Origin of the sequence: Steroidobacter denitrificans (genome assembly GCF_001579945.1) — a bacterium.
GTDB classification, from domain to species: domain Bacteria; phylum Pseudomonadota; class Gammaproteobacteria; order Steroidobacterales; family Steroidobacteraceae; genus Steroidobacter; species Steroidobacter denitrificans.
In genome coordinates, this window is the sequence record NZ_CP011971.1 from 2,343,795 (window position 1) to 2,361,516 (window position 17,722).

A 17,722-nucleotide genomic window follows, 5' to 3' on the forward strand; every position below is an offset into this window, starting at 1 on the left:
TCCTCAGGAGACCTTGCGAACGTCGATCCTCGTTCCACGATCGACGTTATTCGGTTGGTAATAGAGCGGAAGATACCGTAGATGGCCGTAGTTACCGACGAACAGCAGCGGTTTCAACTGTGAAGCAAGCACCGTATCCATACTGCTGTGATTCTTGAATTGGAACGGTTCCCAGGCATGATAGGAATGGATTTGGCCGGGTTGCATGGTTGGCGTCACCATGACGCGGCAGCGAAAACGACCCACATCGTTGAATACTTCGACCTCATCGTGATCCTGAACACCACGTTCACGCGCATCAGCAGGATTCATATAGATTAGCGGCTCGCCGCGCTGAAGACGCAACATCAACTCGTTATCGCGCCATAGCGAATGAATTCCCCACCGTGTGTGGCCACCTGTTAGGCACAGTGGATAATCACCGCCCATCTTCGGGGGATCTCGATGTACCGGAAGTTCCTCGCCGAACTCAAGAAACCAGTCGTGATCAATATAGAATTGAACGCGTCCCGTCAGTGTCCGCCAAGGCTGCTTCTTTTCGGTGAAATCGGTCGCTGCTGTGAGCGGTCGGCCACGTACAACTTCGAAGCTCGTCGAAGAACCAGGATTGTCCTTCGAGCCTGAATTCGTCCAGTCGGCATAACCCTTCTCACGTAGCTGCTCTAACGTAATACCCTTGTGAGCCTTGGTATGCTCCATGATCTCACGTACTATGACCTCATCCTCAACATCCTCGGCAAGTCTACCGTTGTCGGTATATTCATCATAGATACGTGTGTAGTCACGCACATAGTCGAACTCATCATCGTGTAGCTGTGTAAGGCCATTCTTCGGAGCAAGTTCCTGCAACTTCTTCAGCAAGCTACCGAAGATATGCCAATCATCGCGCGACTCGGCGATAGGATTTACCGCCTTGCCCTGATAAACGTGAAACGGAACTCTGGTCTCAGAAATCTTGACGCCCTCGACCTCATAAAAACCGGCCGCGGGCAATACGTAGTCCGATGCAAGTGCCGTGGACGACATACGATAGTCCATCGTGACCACAAGCTTTAACTTGGGCCACAGATTTTTGTACAGAATGTGACTCATACGCGTGCGGCGCAGAATGTTCGAACCACACTCGATCAGTGCTCGCGGCTCGCGGTCTCGCGGCGGGTGCAGCGGCATCCAACGTTTATCGAGAGCTTCACGAATATAGTCGTCTCCACTGCGCTTGCCCGGCACCGGAATCCAGCGGCTGCACACCTCGTGCATACCACCGTGGACATACATCCAGCTTGGACCCGGCACTACTCGGTGTCTCCCAATCTTTCCTGCCACAGGAAAGCCCAAACGTTCCATTCCTTCTATCGCCGCGATTCCGCCAGTCCAGACACCACCACCCTCCTTGCCGGTATTACCGGTAAGCGCCGAGAGCAAGAACACTGCACGGCCGAGGAGATCGGCGTGATAAAGTTTGGGTGCCCCCCACCCAAGCTCGATCAGACCCGGGGACGCCTGAGCATACGTATGGGCAATAAGCTCGATAGTCTGCGTACCGACTCCAGTAACTTTGGCTGCAAACTCAGGAGTGTGCATCGCAAGGGTCGTTTTCAGCCGTTCGAACACTGGATGCACACGCACACGGCTACCGTCCCTGAGCGTAACGTCCCACTCACCCTCGAGCGCTGGATCAATCTCGTCCCACAGAAGTGTTTTTTTCACGGAGCCCATCGATCCGGGTGCCGCGACGAGCCGCTGGCTCTTCGCGTCCCAACAATAGAATACGTCGTCCTTTCCGCCTACCTCCAGATCAGCAGCACGCAGAAACTTACGCGTATCCTGCCGCACCAAAAAAGGTAAATCAGTCTGCTCCTTCATGAACGCTGCATCGTACATCCGGTCGCGTACGATGATATGCGCCATGGCCAGCGCGAGCGCCGGGTCGGTCGCCGGCTTCGGGTTGATCCAGTAATCCGCATGCATATGGCTCGGATTCTGATCGGGCGAAATGCTGATGATTGTCGCGCCACGGTAGCGTGCTTCGTATAGGAAGTGTGCATCCGGAATACGAGTCACCGCCGGATTAAAGACCCAGAGGATGATGCATTTCGCCAGCATGCGGCTATCGGTACTACCGGCAAAAGCCTGCAGTCCTGTTGTGATCATCGCGCCGGCCTGCGAGTCACCGATATCCCCGTAGGAATCCAGCATCGTACCTCCGAGCAGGTCGAAGAACCGCAGCTTGGAGGGTCCGCCCTTCGTTCCTTGCAACGAGTGTGTCGCGAGGCTACCAATAATCGTATCGTGACCATCGGTTTTGATGATCTCAATAAGTTGCATGGCAATATCAGTAAGCGCCTCATCCCAAGATACACGGCGCCATTTACCGGAACCACGTTCTCCGACCCGCTTCAGTGGGTACTTCAGACGCCCCGTCCGGTACATTTCATGACTAAAGGCACCACCCTTGTTACAACCCAGCGGGTTGTAGTCCGCCAACCCAGGATTATGCTGGATATACCCCGCAGTCTGCTCCTCGCGCCAGACGATGCCGTCGCGCACGTAGACCTTCCACGAGCAATTATTGTTGCAGTTGCATGAATGGCTGCTGTGGACGATACGGTCCCACGTCCAAGCCTTACGGTAAACATCACGCCAATCGGTGTAGGCAGGAGCCGCAGCTATCGGCCTGCCTTCCTGGTTACTCGCGAATGCCAGCCGCCTCAGCGGCAGGCTCCCGACCACAGCCACACCTGCCTGCAGGAAATGTCGACGTGTCGCCATATGGCCTCCACGGAAATCTTTCTTGAACATGTATCGATAGTTGAATGCTCTGCCGTCTAAGACGACTTCGGCAACCGGTTCTCGATGCATTCCTTATCTACGTCGTACGCCACCCCAGCTCGCCGCCTCGTTGTAGGCTATCGCCCACAGAGGCTGCCCCTCTTACCGTCCTCAACGACACTTGCTGCGGTACCTCGAATGTTATCGCCGCCGGAGGAATACGGTCCTGTCAAGCTTTACAGGTGCTCTTACGCCGCCATGAAGGTATTTTTATCGAGAATGACATATGCAGCTTCCTGGGAGGGATAAGAAGCCGTTATTCACCTTGATCTCGAGCGGGATCCTGAGTGCGTAGCGAGCGAGCGCGAAACGCCCGATGTCCCTGGTCGCTGCGCCACATGCGCGTCAGTCATTTTCATGAATCCGCGCGAACTACGACTTCAGCGGTGATCGCGTGACAACATCCCTGTACCTCGGTGGCCTAGTGTGATCCGCGTCGGAGTCGTCTATCCTCAGATCGAACTGGGAGGATCGCCCGAAGCGGTGCGCGAGATCGGCTCGGCAGCGGAAACCCTGGGCTACGATCATCTGCTAATGTATGACCATGTGGTGGGGGCGAATCCCGACCGCGAACCGAAACTCTGGGGACCCTATACCGATCAGCACCCGTTTCACGACCCTCTGGTCGCGTTCGGTTTCCTGTCGGGGATCACGCGGCGGCTGCAATTCATCACGGGCTGCGTAATCCTTCCGCAGCGGCAAACCGTGCTCGTCGCAAAACAGGCAACCGACGTGGAACTGCTCTCCGATGGTCGCCTGACGCTCGGCGTGGGCGCAGGCTGGAATCCCGTCGAGTACGAAGCGCTGGGCCAGGATTTCCACACGCGTGGTCGGCGGCTTGATGAACAGATCGGCTTCCTTCGGCGCCTATGGTCCGAACCATTGCTGACGTGGGCCGGCGAGTTCGACCGTATCGATCGTGCCTGTATCATCCCGCGACCGAAGCGCCGTATTCCGGTCTGGATCGGCGGCTTCGGCGAAGCCGCGTTCCGGCGCGCAGGGCGCCTCGGTGAAGGCTTCATCTTCGCCGGCCCCATGGAAACCGTCATCGACGCCTGGGCGCGCGTACGCCATCATCTCGCCGAGGCTGGCCGTTCGCTCGAGGGCTTCGGCGCACTGTACATCATGACGAGCGCAAAGAGCGTCGATGACGCCATCACGACGATCGAACGGTGGCGTCGGGAGGGAGGAACACACGCTTCCATCTACACGATGGATCAGCAATTCCACACCGTAGCCCAACACGTCGACTATCTGGGAAAGATCCGGTGTCAACTGACATCTTGAAGATCCGTTGACTGCTGCATTATGACGTTCCCATCTGCCTGCCTCAGGCATCGGCACTTGCGCGACGAGTAAAGCGACGCCTGGGAGCCCAGGCGCCGCTCATATATCGGAAATTACATCAGAAGCGGTAGGTTGCCTGCAGCGCTATCTGCCGTTTGCGTGCGGGAACACCCATGATCTGCCCCGGGATACCCGGGGTAACCGTCGCCCCCGGCTTCTCGGCGAGATATCCGGCCGAATAGTACTCATCTGTCAAATTGCGTCCGATCACCGCTAACTCCATCTTCTCATCTGACGTCGCAATGCGCGCGCTGGCATCAAACACCCAAAAACTATCCTGCATCCCGGCGGGGTTGGAATTCTCTACGCCAAAGTACTCGTCGCTGTAGCGAGCATTACCGGCAAAACCGAATACGAATCTATCATTGATCGGCACGTCGACCGTGAAACCGGTGCTGAGGGTCCAATCGGGTGCTCGCGACAGCGGCTCACCGCTCAGATCCTGTCCGAAGCTACCAGGCGCCAATTCGACATTGCAGCCCAACGCTGCGGTCTGTCCGCTCCAGCACCCCGTCACGTAATCCAGATACCGTGCTCGGTTGTAGGCTACCGCCCCGTACACGTTCAGCCAGCTCGTTGCATTCAGGCGCGCCTCGACTTCAACGCCTTTTACGCGCGCGGCTGCCGCGTTTGAAATGATGAAGGAGGTCGTTGCCGAGTCGAATGAGTTGACTTGGAGATCCTCGTACTTATAGGTGTACACTGCCGCGGTCAGCAACAGTCTCCTATCCAGCAACTGGGTCTTGAGTCCGGCCTCGAATCCCTTCACCTGCTCGGCCTTATAACGAATGGCATCTTCGGTAACGTCCGCAGGCATCAGCGTGAAGCCTAGCCCGAATCCACCCGATTTGTAGCCGGTCTTATAAGCAATATATGTCGTTACGTCCTGGTTAGGGCGCCAAGTCAGAGTCGCCTCCGGCGAGTAATTGCTGTCGCGGAACTTATCAGTGAAGACTCGGGACGGTGGCGTGAACAGCACACCCGAGAGCGACGGATAGACGTAGGTATTAGCAAGCGTGGAATCCTTCTCCTCGCGTGTGTAACGCACGCCAAGAGCGAATTCCACCTCTTGCGTGATATCCCAGATCGCCTGACTGAATACGGAATAGGCGTCGGTCTTCGTCGAGCCCGGCCTGTTCCAGGTCTCATACTTGCCGGTCGCCGGGTCGACACCAAGCGCCAGAATTTTGGAGGCGTTGACGAAATCGAGCTGGGCGTGTTCGTAAAATACCCCAAACATCAGATTGATGGGAGCATCGTAGTCCGTCAGCAACCGAAATTCCTGGCTAAAGGTATCGTACTTCTCATACTCTGCCGCACCAAGCTGGTAGAACGCGGTCGCGTCGTAATTATCAACGTAACTCGTTTCAGTTTTGAAGTAGCCGGTCACCGATGTGAATGTCAGATCTCCCGCACGGTAATTTGCGGTCAGGCTACCCAGGTAGATCTTGCTATCGGTATACGGTTGCTGCCGCGCATATGGCCAGTTGTCCGCCACGCCGTCCGGCAAGCCACTTGCAGAATAGTGATTGTCGAAGTTGCAGCCGCTCGTCGGATCGGTAACACCATAAACTCTTCCTGCTGAAAACGCACCGCAGCTAAAGAGCTGCTGACCAGCGGCTGGGCCGTCGTCTTCGTAATCCATGGCGGATACCTTCAGAGTCGCGTCGAAATTGCTGTCCGCAGGTGTAAAAGTCAATGTCAGGCGACCCATCAATTCCTTCTCCCCCGGCTTCCTGACACCCAGCACTGGAGCGCCTGGATCGGGCGGTGCGAACGGGCTGCTGACCAGTGCTGCATCGTTGCGCAGCCAACCTTCCATATCGCGATAACGGACCGCCAGGCGCGCACCCCAGGCATCGGAAAGCGGGCCCGATAACGCACCTTCGATGATAGCTTCGTCGCCGCCGAATTCGTAGCTGGCGCGTGCGTACCCCTCTAGCTCCTGGGTTGGACCGGCCGAGCGGATCGCGATGACACCGGCTGGACTGTTCTTGCCGAAGAACAATGCCTGTGGACCCTTCAACACATCGACCTGCGCTACGTCGAACAGGCCCTGAGTCAGTACACGCGCTCGTCCCGTCTGTACACCATCGATATTGATCGACACGGCTTGATCGAACCCGGACTGTCCTGGCGAGGTACCGACACCGCGAAGCGACAGCACGCCGCCGGAGCCGCTCGATGCGCGATCGATGGTCAATGACGGCGCCAACTTCACCACGTCGCGAATATCAGTCGTTCCGTAATCCTGAAGAGCTTTGGCATTGAGTGACGATACCGCCACAGGCACGGTGATCAACGATTCGTTACGCTGCCGCGCCGTGACGATGACTTCTTCCAGTGCGCCGGTGGTCGCTCCCATGGCGCCCTCGGCGGACACCGCGTCGGCAGCGCACAAGATGCTCGAACCCAGTAAAATGGTTTTTACTGCAACGCTCAAGCGGTTCGTAGCCTGAAATACCTGCATGATCATATCCTCTTTATCTACTTCTTCATACGGAGACGAAACGGAGACGAAACGTCACCTTATGGATAACGACAAGCAACAGAAAATCGTTCTCTGAACGGGGAAAGTCGGCGAGCTGTTGCGATCACGGCAGTCGCCAGCCGGACCGCCGGACACGAATGAAATAAGTTTGCACAGACGCGTCGATCTACGGCTCATTATCCGCGGCCGACATGAATCGCCTCCTGCTACAGCCATGGCGACCCTCGACATATGAGTCGTTTTCGCAACAGATAGCTCCCCTCGAATTCCCCTAAAGCATCACCGATTCGTTCCGGTCTCGACGAGCTCAATACGTGCAGCCCCTGAGAGGACCGTACGACGTTCTAATGCGTCGATCCGTATCGCTAAATACTGGATGCCTCTTCTTTAGTCGACTGTATATTTCATGATCGGCCGGCGTGAGAACTGTCAACGATGACAGGTTGACCTTTTGCATGTTGTTGCAAAAAAATTACGCAAAGGATACGCCTCTCGTGAACCACGAAATTTTTGAATCAAAAATGCTGCGATTGCGTTTCAGCACCCGTTTTTGACGTGTCCCACCGCATGAGAACACATTGCGCCGGCTGAAATCGAGGAGTCGTGAAACTCAAGAACATCAGAACAGCGTCTATGATTCGCTGTATCTGGCTCGAAACTCGGTAATGCTACCGGCGTTGCAGCCATCGGAACGAAATCGCATCTTACACACTAAGCGAGAAACACCCCTGCCATTCCGGGATTCGTTCTGGATCGCTGCCGAGGATGCACATGCAGCAGAACATCGGCAGCATTAAGCAACGGTGGGACGGGTGGAGACTATCGGTTCGTTTTCTGGCACTCCTGGTCGGCGCCACCGGCGTTGCACTGATTCCCGGCGGTAGCCGGCTGTTGTGGCTGGGAGGAACACCCTATTTTCTGCTCATAGGCCTCGCTCTGATGGCCGGCGCCGTACTGCTCTGGCAATTGCGTGCCAGCGGTGCGCGGCTTTATGGGTTGCTGTTGTGGCTCGCGTTGGGATGGGCCGTCTTTGCCACGGGCTCCTCGCCGTGGCCGCTTATAGGCCGCCTGGCGCTGCCGGTCATTATGGGCTCCTGGTTGATCCTGCCCCCGGTTCGACGACGCCTGATCGGAGCAACCATGACACCGTTCACCCATGTGGCAGCCGCTGCCGCAGCAGCGGTGCTCGCCGGTTTTGTCGCGCACGGAAAGTTCAACCCGCCACCGCTCGATCCCGCCCTTCGGATCGGTATGTCAACCCTGCCGGATATCCCTTTCGACCCTGCTACCACGCCGGTGGATTGGGCCCACTGGGGCAATGATCGAGGTGGCACGCGGCACAGCAGATTGACGCAAATCACGCCGCAAAACGTTCACCAGCTGCGGTACTATGGGCTTACCGCACTGGCGATGCCCCGTCGGGACACGTGAGCTTCCAGGCAACCCCTCTACAGATCGCCGACGCTATTTATTTCTGCACCGGCTACAATGACGTAATCGCACTCGATGCAGAAACCGGCCGAGAGATTTGGCGCCGCTCGCTCGACGTGGATCTGGCGGACGTCGCAGGTCTGACCTGCCGCGGTGTGTCGTACTATCGTATTCCAGAGACTAGTGGTGTCTGCGCCGAGCGGATCATCACGGCAACGCTCGATGCACGGCTGATCGCACTCGATCGGCGCACAGGTGAGCTGTGCATGGGATTCGGTCACCATGGCGCCGTATCCCTGTTGGAAGGCATGGGTCCGGTGACCAAGGGCTACTATTACGTTACATCGCCTCCTGCCATCGTGCGCGGGCGTATCGTTCTCGGGGGGTGGGTCACCGACGGTCAGTACTGGGGCGAACCCTCCGGCGTGATCCGTGCGTTCGACGCGGTCAATGGGCGGTTGGCTTGGGCATTCGACGTGGGACAACCGGACCAGACCGGCCTTCCCGCGCCCGGCGAGCACTATACACGCGCCACACCGAACAGCTGGGCGCCGATGAGCGCCGACGAAGCCATGGGAATGGTCTACGTACCAACCGGCAATGCGACGCCGGACTATTTCGGCGGGCAGCGCCGCCCCTTCGACGACGCCTATTCCAGTTCGGTGGTCGCGATCGACGTGGCCACGGGTCGGCCACGCTGGACATTTCAGACCACGCATCACGATCTCTGGGACTACGACGTTGCGTCACAACCGACACTCGTCGACCTCAGGGTGAACGGCACCGTCCGTAGATTGCTGCTGCAACCCACCAAGAGAGGGGAACTATTTGTCCTGGACCGTGTTACGGGACAGCCTGCCTTTCCCATCGTCGAATACCCAGTGCCTGCCCATGGGTACGCGCCAGGTGAGCGCCTCGCGGCCACGCAACCCTTTTCTCCCGCGCTCCCAGCCTTCAGCGGTCCTGAGCTGACAGAGGACAGCATGTGGGGACTGACGCCTATCGACGAACTCTGGTGCCGTCTGCGTTTTCGGGAAGCACGATACGAAGGTGTATTCACCCCGCCGGGACTTACGCCCTATATTCAATATCCAGGTTATTTGGGGGGATTCGGCTGGGGAAGCGTCTCCGTCGATCCCGCACGCCGAATCGCGGTCTTCAATACCAGCAGGATGGCAAATCACAACCAATTACTTTCCCGCGCCGAGGCCGAAAGCCGCGGAATCCGGGCACGGCGCGCCGGCAGCACTGAATTCGTCGGCGGTGCCGCAGCCCAGGAAGGCACGCCCTTCGCCGCGGATATACGACCCTTCCTGTCGCCACTCGGCGTACCCTGCCAGGCACCACCGTACTCGATGTTGTCGGCCATCGACCTATCCAGTGGAAAACTGCTATGGCATCAGCCATTAGGAACCGCGCGGGATGCGGGACCGTGGAGCCTGAAGCTGGGTTTGCCGCTACCGATGGGTTCTCCGAGCCTCGGTGGGGCTACCACTACTGCAAGCGGAATTACGTTCATCGCCGCCACGCAGGACCGCTACCTGCGGGCCTTCGATTCCCGCACCGGCAAGCAGCTCTGGCGGTCCCGGCTACCCGCCGGTGGTCACGCAGTTCCCATGACTTATCTGACGCCGCAAACCAGGCGACAAGTAGTCATCATCGCTGCGGGCGGATCCAGTCTGCTCAAGTCGAAAGCCGGCAACCATCTGCTTGCCTATGCCTTGCCCATGGACGACCCCCGAACACCGGCAGATCGACCGCACTAAGCGCAGCACGGCAATCCGCCTTCGGACCAGACGGGCAACAAGCCCATTTTCATCGCCTTGAAGGCCGCCTGCTGTTTGGACGGAACCTCAAGCTTGCGCATGGCATTCTGAAGATGGAAGTTTACGGTCCTTTCGGAGCATGAAATGATGCGGGAAGTCTCCCAGGCGGTCTTGCCCTGCAGACTCCAGCCGAGACATTCCAACTCGCGCGGACTGAGCCGCGCCCGCTGAACGGATGCCGGATCTCCCCGACCCTGCCACGCCAGGGCGGCGTAGGGGCCGATCACGGCCATGGCACTGCTCAGAATGATGCGCTCCGCATCCATGTGGGCATGCCGGCCGTCGTATATCGCGACCAGTATGCCGACCTCTCCCACTCTGCCGCTCACGCGTACCGCGGCGCCCCTCTCATAGCCGACATCCATCGAACGCTCGAACATCTTTGCAAACGGTTGAGCGGACTTGCAGTACTGTTCAGCTTCCCAGAATATCGGCGTCCAGCTGCTGAGCGCCCCCGCCATGATCGGATTACTCAGATACGCACGGTCAGTGACAATCGTCTCGAGAAACAGCTGGTCGAAATGGCCCTGCAGCTCGGTAAAGTTCTCGGCCCACTGGCTGCTGAAAACGAATGCCTTGAACCCCAGTTTTTCCAATGTCGAGGCGATGATCGGACAAAGACAACGCGGATTCTGGTCGACTTCCATACACCGGCGCGTGAATTCCACAATGATGTTTGACATTTCACCACCCTCTATCGCCAGTCGTCATAGCGAGGAAGCTCGAGGCACACGCAAACATGTCTATATCATGCTAGCGAACGGTCCGGTAAATGGATGGTTTCAAAGGCTTGCTTTCATCGTCCTCGCACACGCGAGCCATAGAATCGTCAACATACAGATTCTGTAAACCACAAGGCCTACAATGGACACAAGCCACGAAGCGCCAATCGCATACCAGCCCTCGATTTTCCCTCGGAATCGTTGATCGAACATATAGCGAAATTTCGGATACAAAGTCAACGCATAGTCGTCGAGCCGGAATCCAAGTGAATTCTCCGGTTGCCAGTCAAACGGCGCAGTATCCACCATCCACAGGAAGCGATACGCCGGTGACGAAGCTGGCCTCATCGGAGGCTAGGAACAGGATCGTACTCGCGAGTTCCTCAGGCCGGCCGACACGTTTCATCGGATGACCAGCCGCCAGGGTTTCCAGCATCTGCGCCGGATCCGGCGCGCCGTCCAGAACGCCCTGCATCATGGGCGTCATCGTCGCGCCAGGATGCACGGCATTACAGCGGATCGGATAGTCCTGCTGACAGCAGTACAGCGCCACGGAGCGTGTAATGGACCATACGGCGGCCTTGCTAGCGCCGTAGGCGACGAAGTCGCCATGGGCGCGCAGACCGAGCGTTGAGGAAAGATTCACAATCGCACCTGCGCGCGTCGTCCCCTTCATGAGCCCGACGCCGTATTTGCAGCCCAGAAACACGCCATCGGCATTGATCCTCTGATGGCGCCGCCATAACTCGTAATCGCAGCTCTCAATATTGTTCGGTATGCTGATACCGGCTGAATTCACCAGAACGTCGAGGCGACCGTGCAGTGAAGCCACCGCGTCGATCGCCTTGCGCCAGGACTCCTCCTGTGTCACGTCGAGCTGTACGTGACGCGCGGCGGTTCCCAATTCAGCAACAACCGCCGCAGCACGCTCCGCATTCATATCACCGATAACGACGCATGCGCCTTCCGCGACGAAACGGCGGGCGCTGGCCTCGCCGATACCAGACGCACCGCCACTGATGAATGCAATCTTTCCCGCCAACCGTGATTCGCTCATGTTCCATCCTCAGATGTTCGTGTACGGTATTACAATCCAGCTTCCGTGAACGTGCCTATCCATCGATGATTGTCATCATGCGGCTCATTGCATCCGCGAAATCCTGCTTGAACTCCTGCACGACGGCAGTGGCCGAACACACCCCCTCCACGAGACCCACGCCTTGGCCGACCCAGTAGCTGACGAGCTCGCGGGCCTTCTCGTTGCCGGCATCCGCGGCCTTGTCGATCTTTCCGAAAGTTGGAATACTGATCATGGCCATCATGGGCATAGGAAGAGCACCGGGACTACCGGGGCCGTCCCAGGCTTCGTGCCACGCTGAGCGCAGTTGGCGGCTCGGCTTACCCGTGCGCGTCGGGGAGCGGACCGTATCGCGGGAATTCGCAGCCACCATTTTTTCGCGGAAGGATTCGCTGGCTTCGGACTCCGTGGTCGCAAGCCAGACCGAACCAGTCCAAACGCCTGCTGCGCCCATCGCCATGCAACCAGCCATCTGCGCGCCGGTCATGATCCCACCCGCTGCCAGCACCGGCACATCACGGATCGGTTTGATTGCCCGAATCACCTCCGGCACCAGCACCAGCGTCGAGACCTCGCCGCAATGGCCGCCGGCCTCGCCGCCCTGCGCGATGATGAGATCCACGCCCGCTTTCACCTGGCGTACCGCATGTTCCTTGGCACCGACCAATGCGCCCACCGGTACGCCGTGCCGGCGCGAACGCTCGATCATCGCTGGCGGCGCGATACCGAGCGCGTTGACCATGAGCCGGATCGGATGACGGAAGGCTACATCCATCAGCGCCTCACCCATCTCGGGCAGCGTCGATGGCAGCTGCCGCGTCACGACCTCCTGTGGCGTCGCAGCAATACCGTACCGCCGCAGCAGGTCGACCGTGAAGTCGATGTGGCGCGCCGGGATCTGTGCAAGCAGCGCGTCGATGCTGTGATCCATACCCAGCATCTGGTGCTCGGGAATCAGGATGTCGACGCCATAGGGTTTGCCGTCGACATGACTGTCGATCCAGCGCAACTCCTCCTCAAGAGATTCGGGCGTGAAGCTGCTACCGCCGAGCACACCGAAGCCTCCCGATCGACTGACGGCCGCAACTACGTCGCGACAATGACTAAAGGCGAACAGCGGAAATTCCGCGCCTACGAGACTTTGAATCGGTTCCAACGCGACTCCTCCCGAAATTCCTGATAAGGTGAGGGGCACACCACGATACCTCGCCCACCCATGCCTTGTTCAATGCGCTGCCGTGGATACCACGGATGTCGACGCCCACACGACGAGGCCGTCGAGCGCCTCGATCTCGCCGCCGTTGATCCATAAGGGATTGACTTCGAGCGTCTCGAGGTGGTCGCCAAGGGCGAGCGCCGCGTCGCCGATCGCCGCAACGATTTCCGCCAACCGGTCCAGATCGACGGGAAGCGCACCACGGAAGCCGGCAAGCAGCTTGGCTGCGCGCAACGACCGCAGCATATCCTTCACCTGCACGGACGCAACGGGCAGTAGCGCAAGGCGCGTGTCAGCCAGCGCCTCGACCCAGATGCCGCCCAGGCCCACGGCCAGCACGGGTCCCCACTGCGGATCGCGCACGATGCCGACCAGGATTTCCAACCCTCCGCTGCGCATCGGCGACACGAGAACACCTTCGATACGCGCCTGCGGCGCGGCCTTCACCACCGAGGCCAGAATGGTGTCGTAGGCATCGGCCACCGCGGCATCGCCCAGTATGTTGAGCTTGACGCCGCCGACGTCGGTCTTATGCGCGATGTCCGGTGAAGCGATCTTGAGGGCGACAGGTACGGCAAGCGCAGCGGCGATGGCTACGGCATCTTCACGCGTCGCCGCGATTCGCGTCGGAATCACCGGCACACCGTACCGCGACAAGAAATCAAGCACTTCGCGCTCACTCATCGGGCGTTCGCTTGTCGGTACGGTCACTGCCATCGGCCGCGTCGGCGCGTGCTCCAGTACGCGGGCGCTCCACTTTTTCACATGTCCGAGCGCGCGCAGCACTTCCTCGATGCCACCGAAGGCCGCAGGGATGCCGGTCGCTGCCAGAATATCGCGGCTCTTCTGGGTTTGCGGCCGCAGGAACTGATTCAGCAGCGCACAGGGCTTGTCGAGCTTCGCGAATGCACGGCCGATCGATTCGAGTTGCGGAACCTGCTGCCACTTCTCGTTCCAGGGCAAGCTGTAGATCGCGCCGACAAAGCCGATTGTGGATTCTCCCGCAATAGCCTCGATCACACTCTCGAACAAGCTGGGATCGCGAACCGCAAGGCCCGTAATGTCGAAGGGATTGATCGGATCTGACGCAAGCGGTACCGCCTGCGTAAGTGCGGCCTTCGTAGCCGACGAAAAGGCCGGCAGATCGACGCCGTAGACTTCGGCACGATCGGCCACGAGCGTGCAGGCCCCACCCGAAATCGAGACGATACCGACGCCAGGCGTCGCGAGCGGACCGGTGTGCGCGAGCAGCGAGGCCGTCACGATCAACTCCTCAACCGAATATACCCGGATCACACCGAGTTGCTCGCAGGCAGCGCTGAAAATCCGGTCGTCACCGACCAACGACCCGGTGTGCGCTGCCGCCACCTGCGCGGTCAGTGCGCTGCTGCCGACCTTCAGCATCACAATCGCCTTCTTCGCCGCAAGCGCACGCTCCGCAGCGGCACGGAAAGTCGCCGTATCGCGGATGGTCTCGGCGAATACCATGATGACCTCCGTATTCGCGTCATCGACGAGGAAGTCCACGCAGGCTGCGATATCGACCATGGCTTCGTTGCCAGTGGCCACGTACAGCGACAAACCTACGTTGAGGTCGTGCGCCATGTCGGCGATCTCGGAATTCGTCGCGCCGCTCTGCGACACGAGCGCCACCCGGCCCTTCAGCAGCGGCGGGTGGATCGGGATCGGCGTCAGCGGCGCACGGATCGCCAGGTTTGCGTAACCCAGGCAATTGGGTCCCAGAATCACGACATCGGCCTCACGCGCACGCCCGACGAGCCAATCCTGCAGCCGCGCCCCTGCCTCACTCGTCTCTGCAAAACCGGAAGTCAGGATCACGGCAGCCCGGATGCCGGCAGCGATCAGATCCTCAAAAGTGTCCTGCATCGCCTCGGCCGGCACGAACACGAAGGCGATGTCGACCGGCGCCCCGATCGCGCGGCACGATACGAATCCCGGATAGCCATGGGCGTCGACACCGCCCTTGTTGACGGCGTAGATGGGACCATCGAAGCCCGTGCTCTGGAAGTTCGCGTGCAGCATCTGCGACCAAGGAGAACGCTCCGACGCGCCGACCAAGGCCACGGAATGAGGATAGAACAGTCGTTGCAGCAGAGCGCGTCGGTCAATATTTTTCATGATGTCGATGCAGATGACACTCGTTGCGTCCTGCCGATACTCGTTAGTGAAAGATATATAGATGGAGCGGTCACTTTGATGTTTCCTGAACAGCACCCATTCATACGTCCCTATGCGTCGATCCGCTCGTCCAGCAGAGCCGCTGGATCCATCCTCGGTTATGTACTTCACGATCAGACCGGCGAGAACTGTCGACGATGACAGGCCAATGGATGGTATGCCACGGATCGATTTGCATCGACGATCTCAGCGATTCTTCCAGTTCGGCTTGCGCTTTTGCGCAAACGCCATTGGTCCCTCGAAGCCGTCCTCGCTCGTGATCAGAGCGTCGATGATGTGCGGCGGGAACGGCACGGCCTCGACCTCCGCGGGGATGCGCTCGGCATGGTTCATGACCTCCATCGACAACCGCACCGACGTGGGTGATCCCTCGAGAATCTCCTCCGCAAGCCTGCGAGCCGCTTCGAGCGCCGTACCTGCCGGAACCACGCGGTTCACGAGTCCCCAGCCGCACATCTCCTCCGCGCCGGCACGGCGCCCGGTCAGGATCATCTCCATGGCGACCTTCTTCGGAATTTGCCGCGGCAGCCGTACGATGCCGCCCGCGCCCGCAAACAGGCCGACGCGAACCTCGCTCAACGCGAATACAGCCTTGTCGTCTGCGACCACGAGATCGCAGGCCAGCGCAATCTCGGTGCCGCCGCCCATCGCGATACCGTTCACCGCCGCGATCAGCGGCTTCACCCGGCGCCGACGCGTAACACCCCCGAAGCCGGACTTCGGTATCCAAACCGGCTTGCCGGAGGCGGAGTACTTGAGGTCATTGCCGGAGCAGAAGGCCTCGGTTCCTGCGCCGGTCAAGATCGCGACCCAGAGATCGTCATCGTCCTCATAGGCGTCGAAGATCTCCGCGAGTTCCTCTCCCGCCATCGGATGCAGGCTGTTGTGCGATTCGGGACGGTTGATCGTGACCTCGAGCAGATGGTCGCGACGCTCGACGAGGCAGTACTCATAGCGCTCGCGAAATTCCTTGGGACCAGGCGGAAATAGTTCGTTCATCCTCGCGGCGGTGAAGGTGAACCGATTGCCCACACCAAAGGAACGCACGTGGACACGCTGTCCCAGCGGCTCCTCCTTCAGCATTCGCGCCAGTGTCTCGCCGTCGCCATCCTGGCTTAGCGCAAGGAAACGCTCGTTTCCCGCAGCGAGACGGCCAACGATGAGTGCATACGCCGGCTGACCTCTCTGGTAGACGATCGTATAGCTTTCGATGGTTGCCTCGCCGTCGGCTTCCTGCAACACGACGGGCGCCGGCAAAGCGTCGATGCGCGCCTGCAGCGCGCCGCTGTCGCAAACCTTCCACGGTACGGGACGCGTGGAATAGACACCCGCTGCGTACTTGGACATCCATCCGCCGTTGGCACCTACGAAACCGTAGCTACCTGGATTCGCGCGCAGCTTCGCCACGATCGCGGCGATCGCGTGCATAGAGTAATTGTTGCCGGGGCCGCCGAAATACGGCAGTCCGCCGGTAACGGTCAGTCCGCGCGGATCGTCCGGTGGCAGCCTCAATTCGTCGCAGGCCACATTGAATACGGGAATCGGGAAGCAACTGTAGAAATCGAAGTATTCGATGTCATCCGCGCCGATACCGGCAGCCTCGAGCGCCGCGGTCGTCGCGAGGCGCGCGGCCGGCGAAGCACCTAGATCCTGCCTCTCCATGATCTCGCGCTCGCTGAGGACGGCATAGCCGTGCAGATAGACCCACTTACTCTCGACGATACCGAGTTGGCGCGCTCTACCGACCGTCGTCAGCACCACGGCTGCGCCCTGATTCACTGCGTCCTTGGCGACCAGGCGCTGCGGATACGGATCGACGATCATCCGGTTGCGCTCGGTCACGGTGATGAGATCATCCACCGTATAACCGCTGGCCGCCGAGCAACTATAGGGATTCGCAGCAGCGATGTGCGAAAACGGTGCGAATAGACGGCCCATTTCGCGGGCATAGGCGTCACGTGTCATGCCGAGCCTGCCGCGGCGCGCATTCTCCAACAGCGCGTAACCTTCGGGTGCACCGATAATACGATGCCGGGCGTTGTAGTAGGTAACCATACCCTTGAGCCCCCAGCCACCGTCCTCGACCTGGCCCTCAACATGCTCAGCCCAGTTGCGCTTCTGGCCCTGCGATGATAGATGACGCAGGGTAGAGATGGCCTCGGCGCCTGCGAGCAGCGCCGCCTGGGCTGTTCCGGCTGCGAGTTCCCCGCAGAATCGACTGACTAGCTGCTGCGGCGTGTTACCGCCAGCCTTTTCCCAGAACGCGTAGCGTGGATCGATGCCGAGTCGGCGCGCGATGGAGCGCGGAAAATTGTCGGTCTTACCGAAAACGGCAGGCGACGGACCGGAATCCTCGAAAGTCCGTGTCGTCGCGATCACGTCGATCGCGCCGCGCAAGCCCTGTGCGCCACCGGTATCTGCTAGCGCACGCTCGGCCGCCTTTGCCGCGATATCGACGGGCGATAGCCCCTGATACTCCGGGGAGTCGATCCGCTCGGTGAATTGACCGACACCGACAATGATCGGTGTATTGTCCGCTACCGTCATGACCTTGACTCCTGATTCACTGTTCCCGATATCCGT

The 17,722-nt window shown here is 59.4% G+C and carries 10 protein-coding genes; 3 read left to right on the forward strand and 7 right to left on the reverse strand.

Annotation, left to right across the window (positions count from 1 at the left end):
* Window positions 1-3: 3 nt before the first annotated feature.
* Window positions 4-2,799, reverse strand: a complete 2,796-nt coding sequence (locus ACG33_RS10690) for a molybdopterin-dependent oxidoreductase (RefSeq protein WP_066921076.1) — start codon at window positions 2,797-2,799, stop codon at window positions 4-6.
* A gap of 459 nt (window positions 2,800-3,258) precedes the next feature.
* Between ACG33_RS10690 and ACG33_RS10695 the strand changes: the two genes are divergently transcribed.
* Window positions 3,259-4,116 carry an LLM class F420-dependent oxidoreductase gene (locus ACG33_RS10695; protein WP_066923229.1) on the forward strand — a complete coding sequence of 286 codons (858 nt, stop codon included), beginning with the start codon at window positions 3,259-3,261 and terminating at the stop codon, window positions 4,114-4,116.
* Between the two features lie 118 nt (window positions 4,117-4,234).
* Here the strand turns inward: ACG33_RS10695 and ACG33_RS10700 are convergent, their stop codons facing one another.
* Complete coding sequence (locus tag ACG33_RS10700; RefSeq protein ID WP_168160069.1) at window positions 4,235-6,646, reverse strand: TonB-dependent receptor; 2,412 nt, start codon at window positions 6,644-6,646, stop codon at window positions 4,235-4,237.
* 792 nt (window positions 6,647-7,438) lie between these two features.
* Here ACG33_RS10700 and ACG33_RS16555 point away from each other — a divergent pair.
* Window positions 7,439-8,098: a hypothetical protein gene (locus ACG33_RS16555; RefSeq protein WP_210399020.1), complete on the forward strand. Its 660-nt coding sequence runs from the start codon at window positions 7,439-7,441 to the stop codon at window positions 8,096-8,098.
* Complete coding sequence (locus ACG33_RS10705; RefSeq protein ID WP_456114927.1) at window positions 8,014-9,864, forward strand: pyrroloquinoline quinone-dependent dehydrogenase; 1,851 nt, start codon at window positions 8,014-8,016, stop codon at window positions 9,862-9,864. The genes ACG33_RS16555 and ACG33_RS10705 overlap by 85 nt, the downstream gene beginning before the upstream one ends.
* On the opposite strand, the gene ACG33_RS16170 is transcribed toward ACG33_RS10705, so the two are convergent.
* The 5 genes from ACG33_RS16170 to ACG33_RS10735 form a co-directional block, all read right to left on the reverse strand.
* Window positions 9,861-10,607, reverse strand: coding sequence for a helix-turn-helix transcriptional regulator (locus tag ACG33_RS16170; RefSeq protein WP_066921080.1), 747 nt, complete (start codon window positions 10,605-10,607; stop codon window positions 9,861-9,863). The two genes, ACG33_RS10705 and ACG33_RS16170, sit on opposite strands and share 4 nt — an antisense overlap.
* A gap of 325 nt (window positions 10,608-10,932) precedes the next feature.
* Complete coding sequence (locus ACG33_RS10720; RefSeq protein ID WP_066921084.1) at window positions 10,933-11,703, reverse strand: glucose 1-dehydrogenase; 771 nt, start codon at window positions 11,701-11,703, stop codon at window positions 10,933-10,935.
* Window positions 11,704-11,758: 55 nt separating this feature from the next.
* A complete protein-coding gene (locus ACG33_RS10725) occupies window positions 11,759-12,880 on the reverse strand; it encodes an NAD(P)H-dependent flavin oxidoreductase (protein ID WP_066921086.1) in 1,122 nt (373 codons plus the stop codon).
* Window positions 12,881-12,949: 69 nt separating this feature from the next.
* On the reverse strand, window positions 12,950-15,079 hold the full coding sequence (locus tag ACG33_RS10730; RefSeq protein WP_157071759.1) for an acetate--CoA ligase family protein: 2,130 nt from the start codon (window positions 15,077-15,079) through the stop codon (window positions 12,950-12,952).
* A gap of 246 nt (window positions 15,080-15,325) precedes the next feature.
* Window positions 15,326-17,686: an acetyl-CoA acetyltransferase gene (locus ACG33_RS10735; RefSeq protein WP_066921090.1), complete on the reverse strand. Its 2,361-nt coding sequence runs from the start codon at window positions 17,684-17,686 to the stop codon at window positions 15,326-15,328.
* Window positions 17,687-17,722: the final 36 nt, after the last annotated feature.

Excerpts from the sequence above, each read along its gene's own strand:
- ACG33_RS10690 (WP_066921076.1), bottom strand. The coding sequence starts at position 2,799 with ATGTTCAAGAAAGATTTCCGTGGAGGCCATATGGCGACACGTCGACAT.
- ACG33_RS10700 (WP_168160069.1), bottom strand. The coding sequence starts at position 6,646 with ATGCAGGTATTTCAGGCTACGAACCGCTTGAGCGTTGCAGTAAAAACC.
- ACG33_RS16555 (WP_210399020.1), top strand. The coding sequence starts at position 7,439 with ATGCAGCAGAACATCGGCAGCATTAAGCAACGGTGGGACGGGTGGAGA.
- ACG33_RS16170 (WP_066921080.1), bottom strand. The coding sequence starts at position 10,607 with ATGTCAAACATCATTGTGGAATTCACGCGCCGGTGTATGGAAGTCGAC.
- ACG33_RS10720 (WP_066921084.1), bottom strand. The coding sequence starts at position 11,703 with ATGAGCGAATCACGGTTGGCGGGAAAGATTGCATTCATCAGTGGCGGT.
- ACG33_RS10730 (WP_157071759.1), bottom strand. The coding sequence starts at position 15,079 with ATGAAAAATATTGACCGACGCGCTCTGCTGCAACGACTGTTCTATCCT.
- ACG33_RS10735 (WP_066921090.1), bottom strand. The coding sequence starts at position 17,686 with ATGACGGTAGCGGACAATACACCGATCATTGTCGGTGTCGGTCAATTC.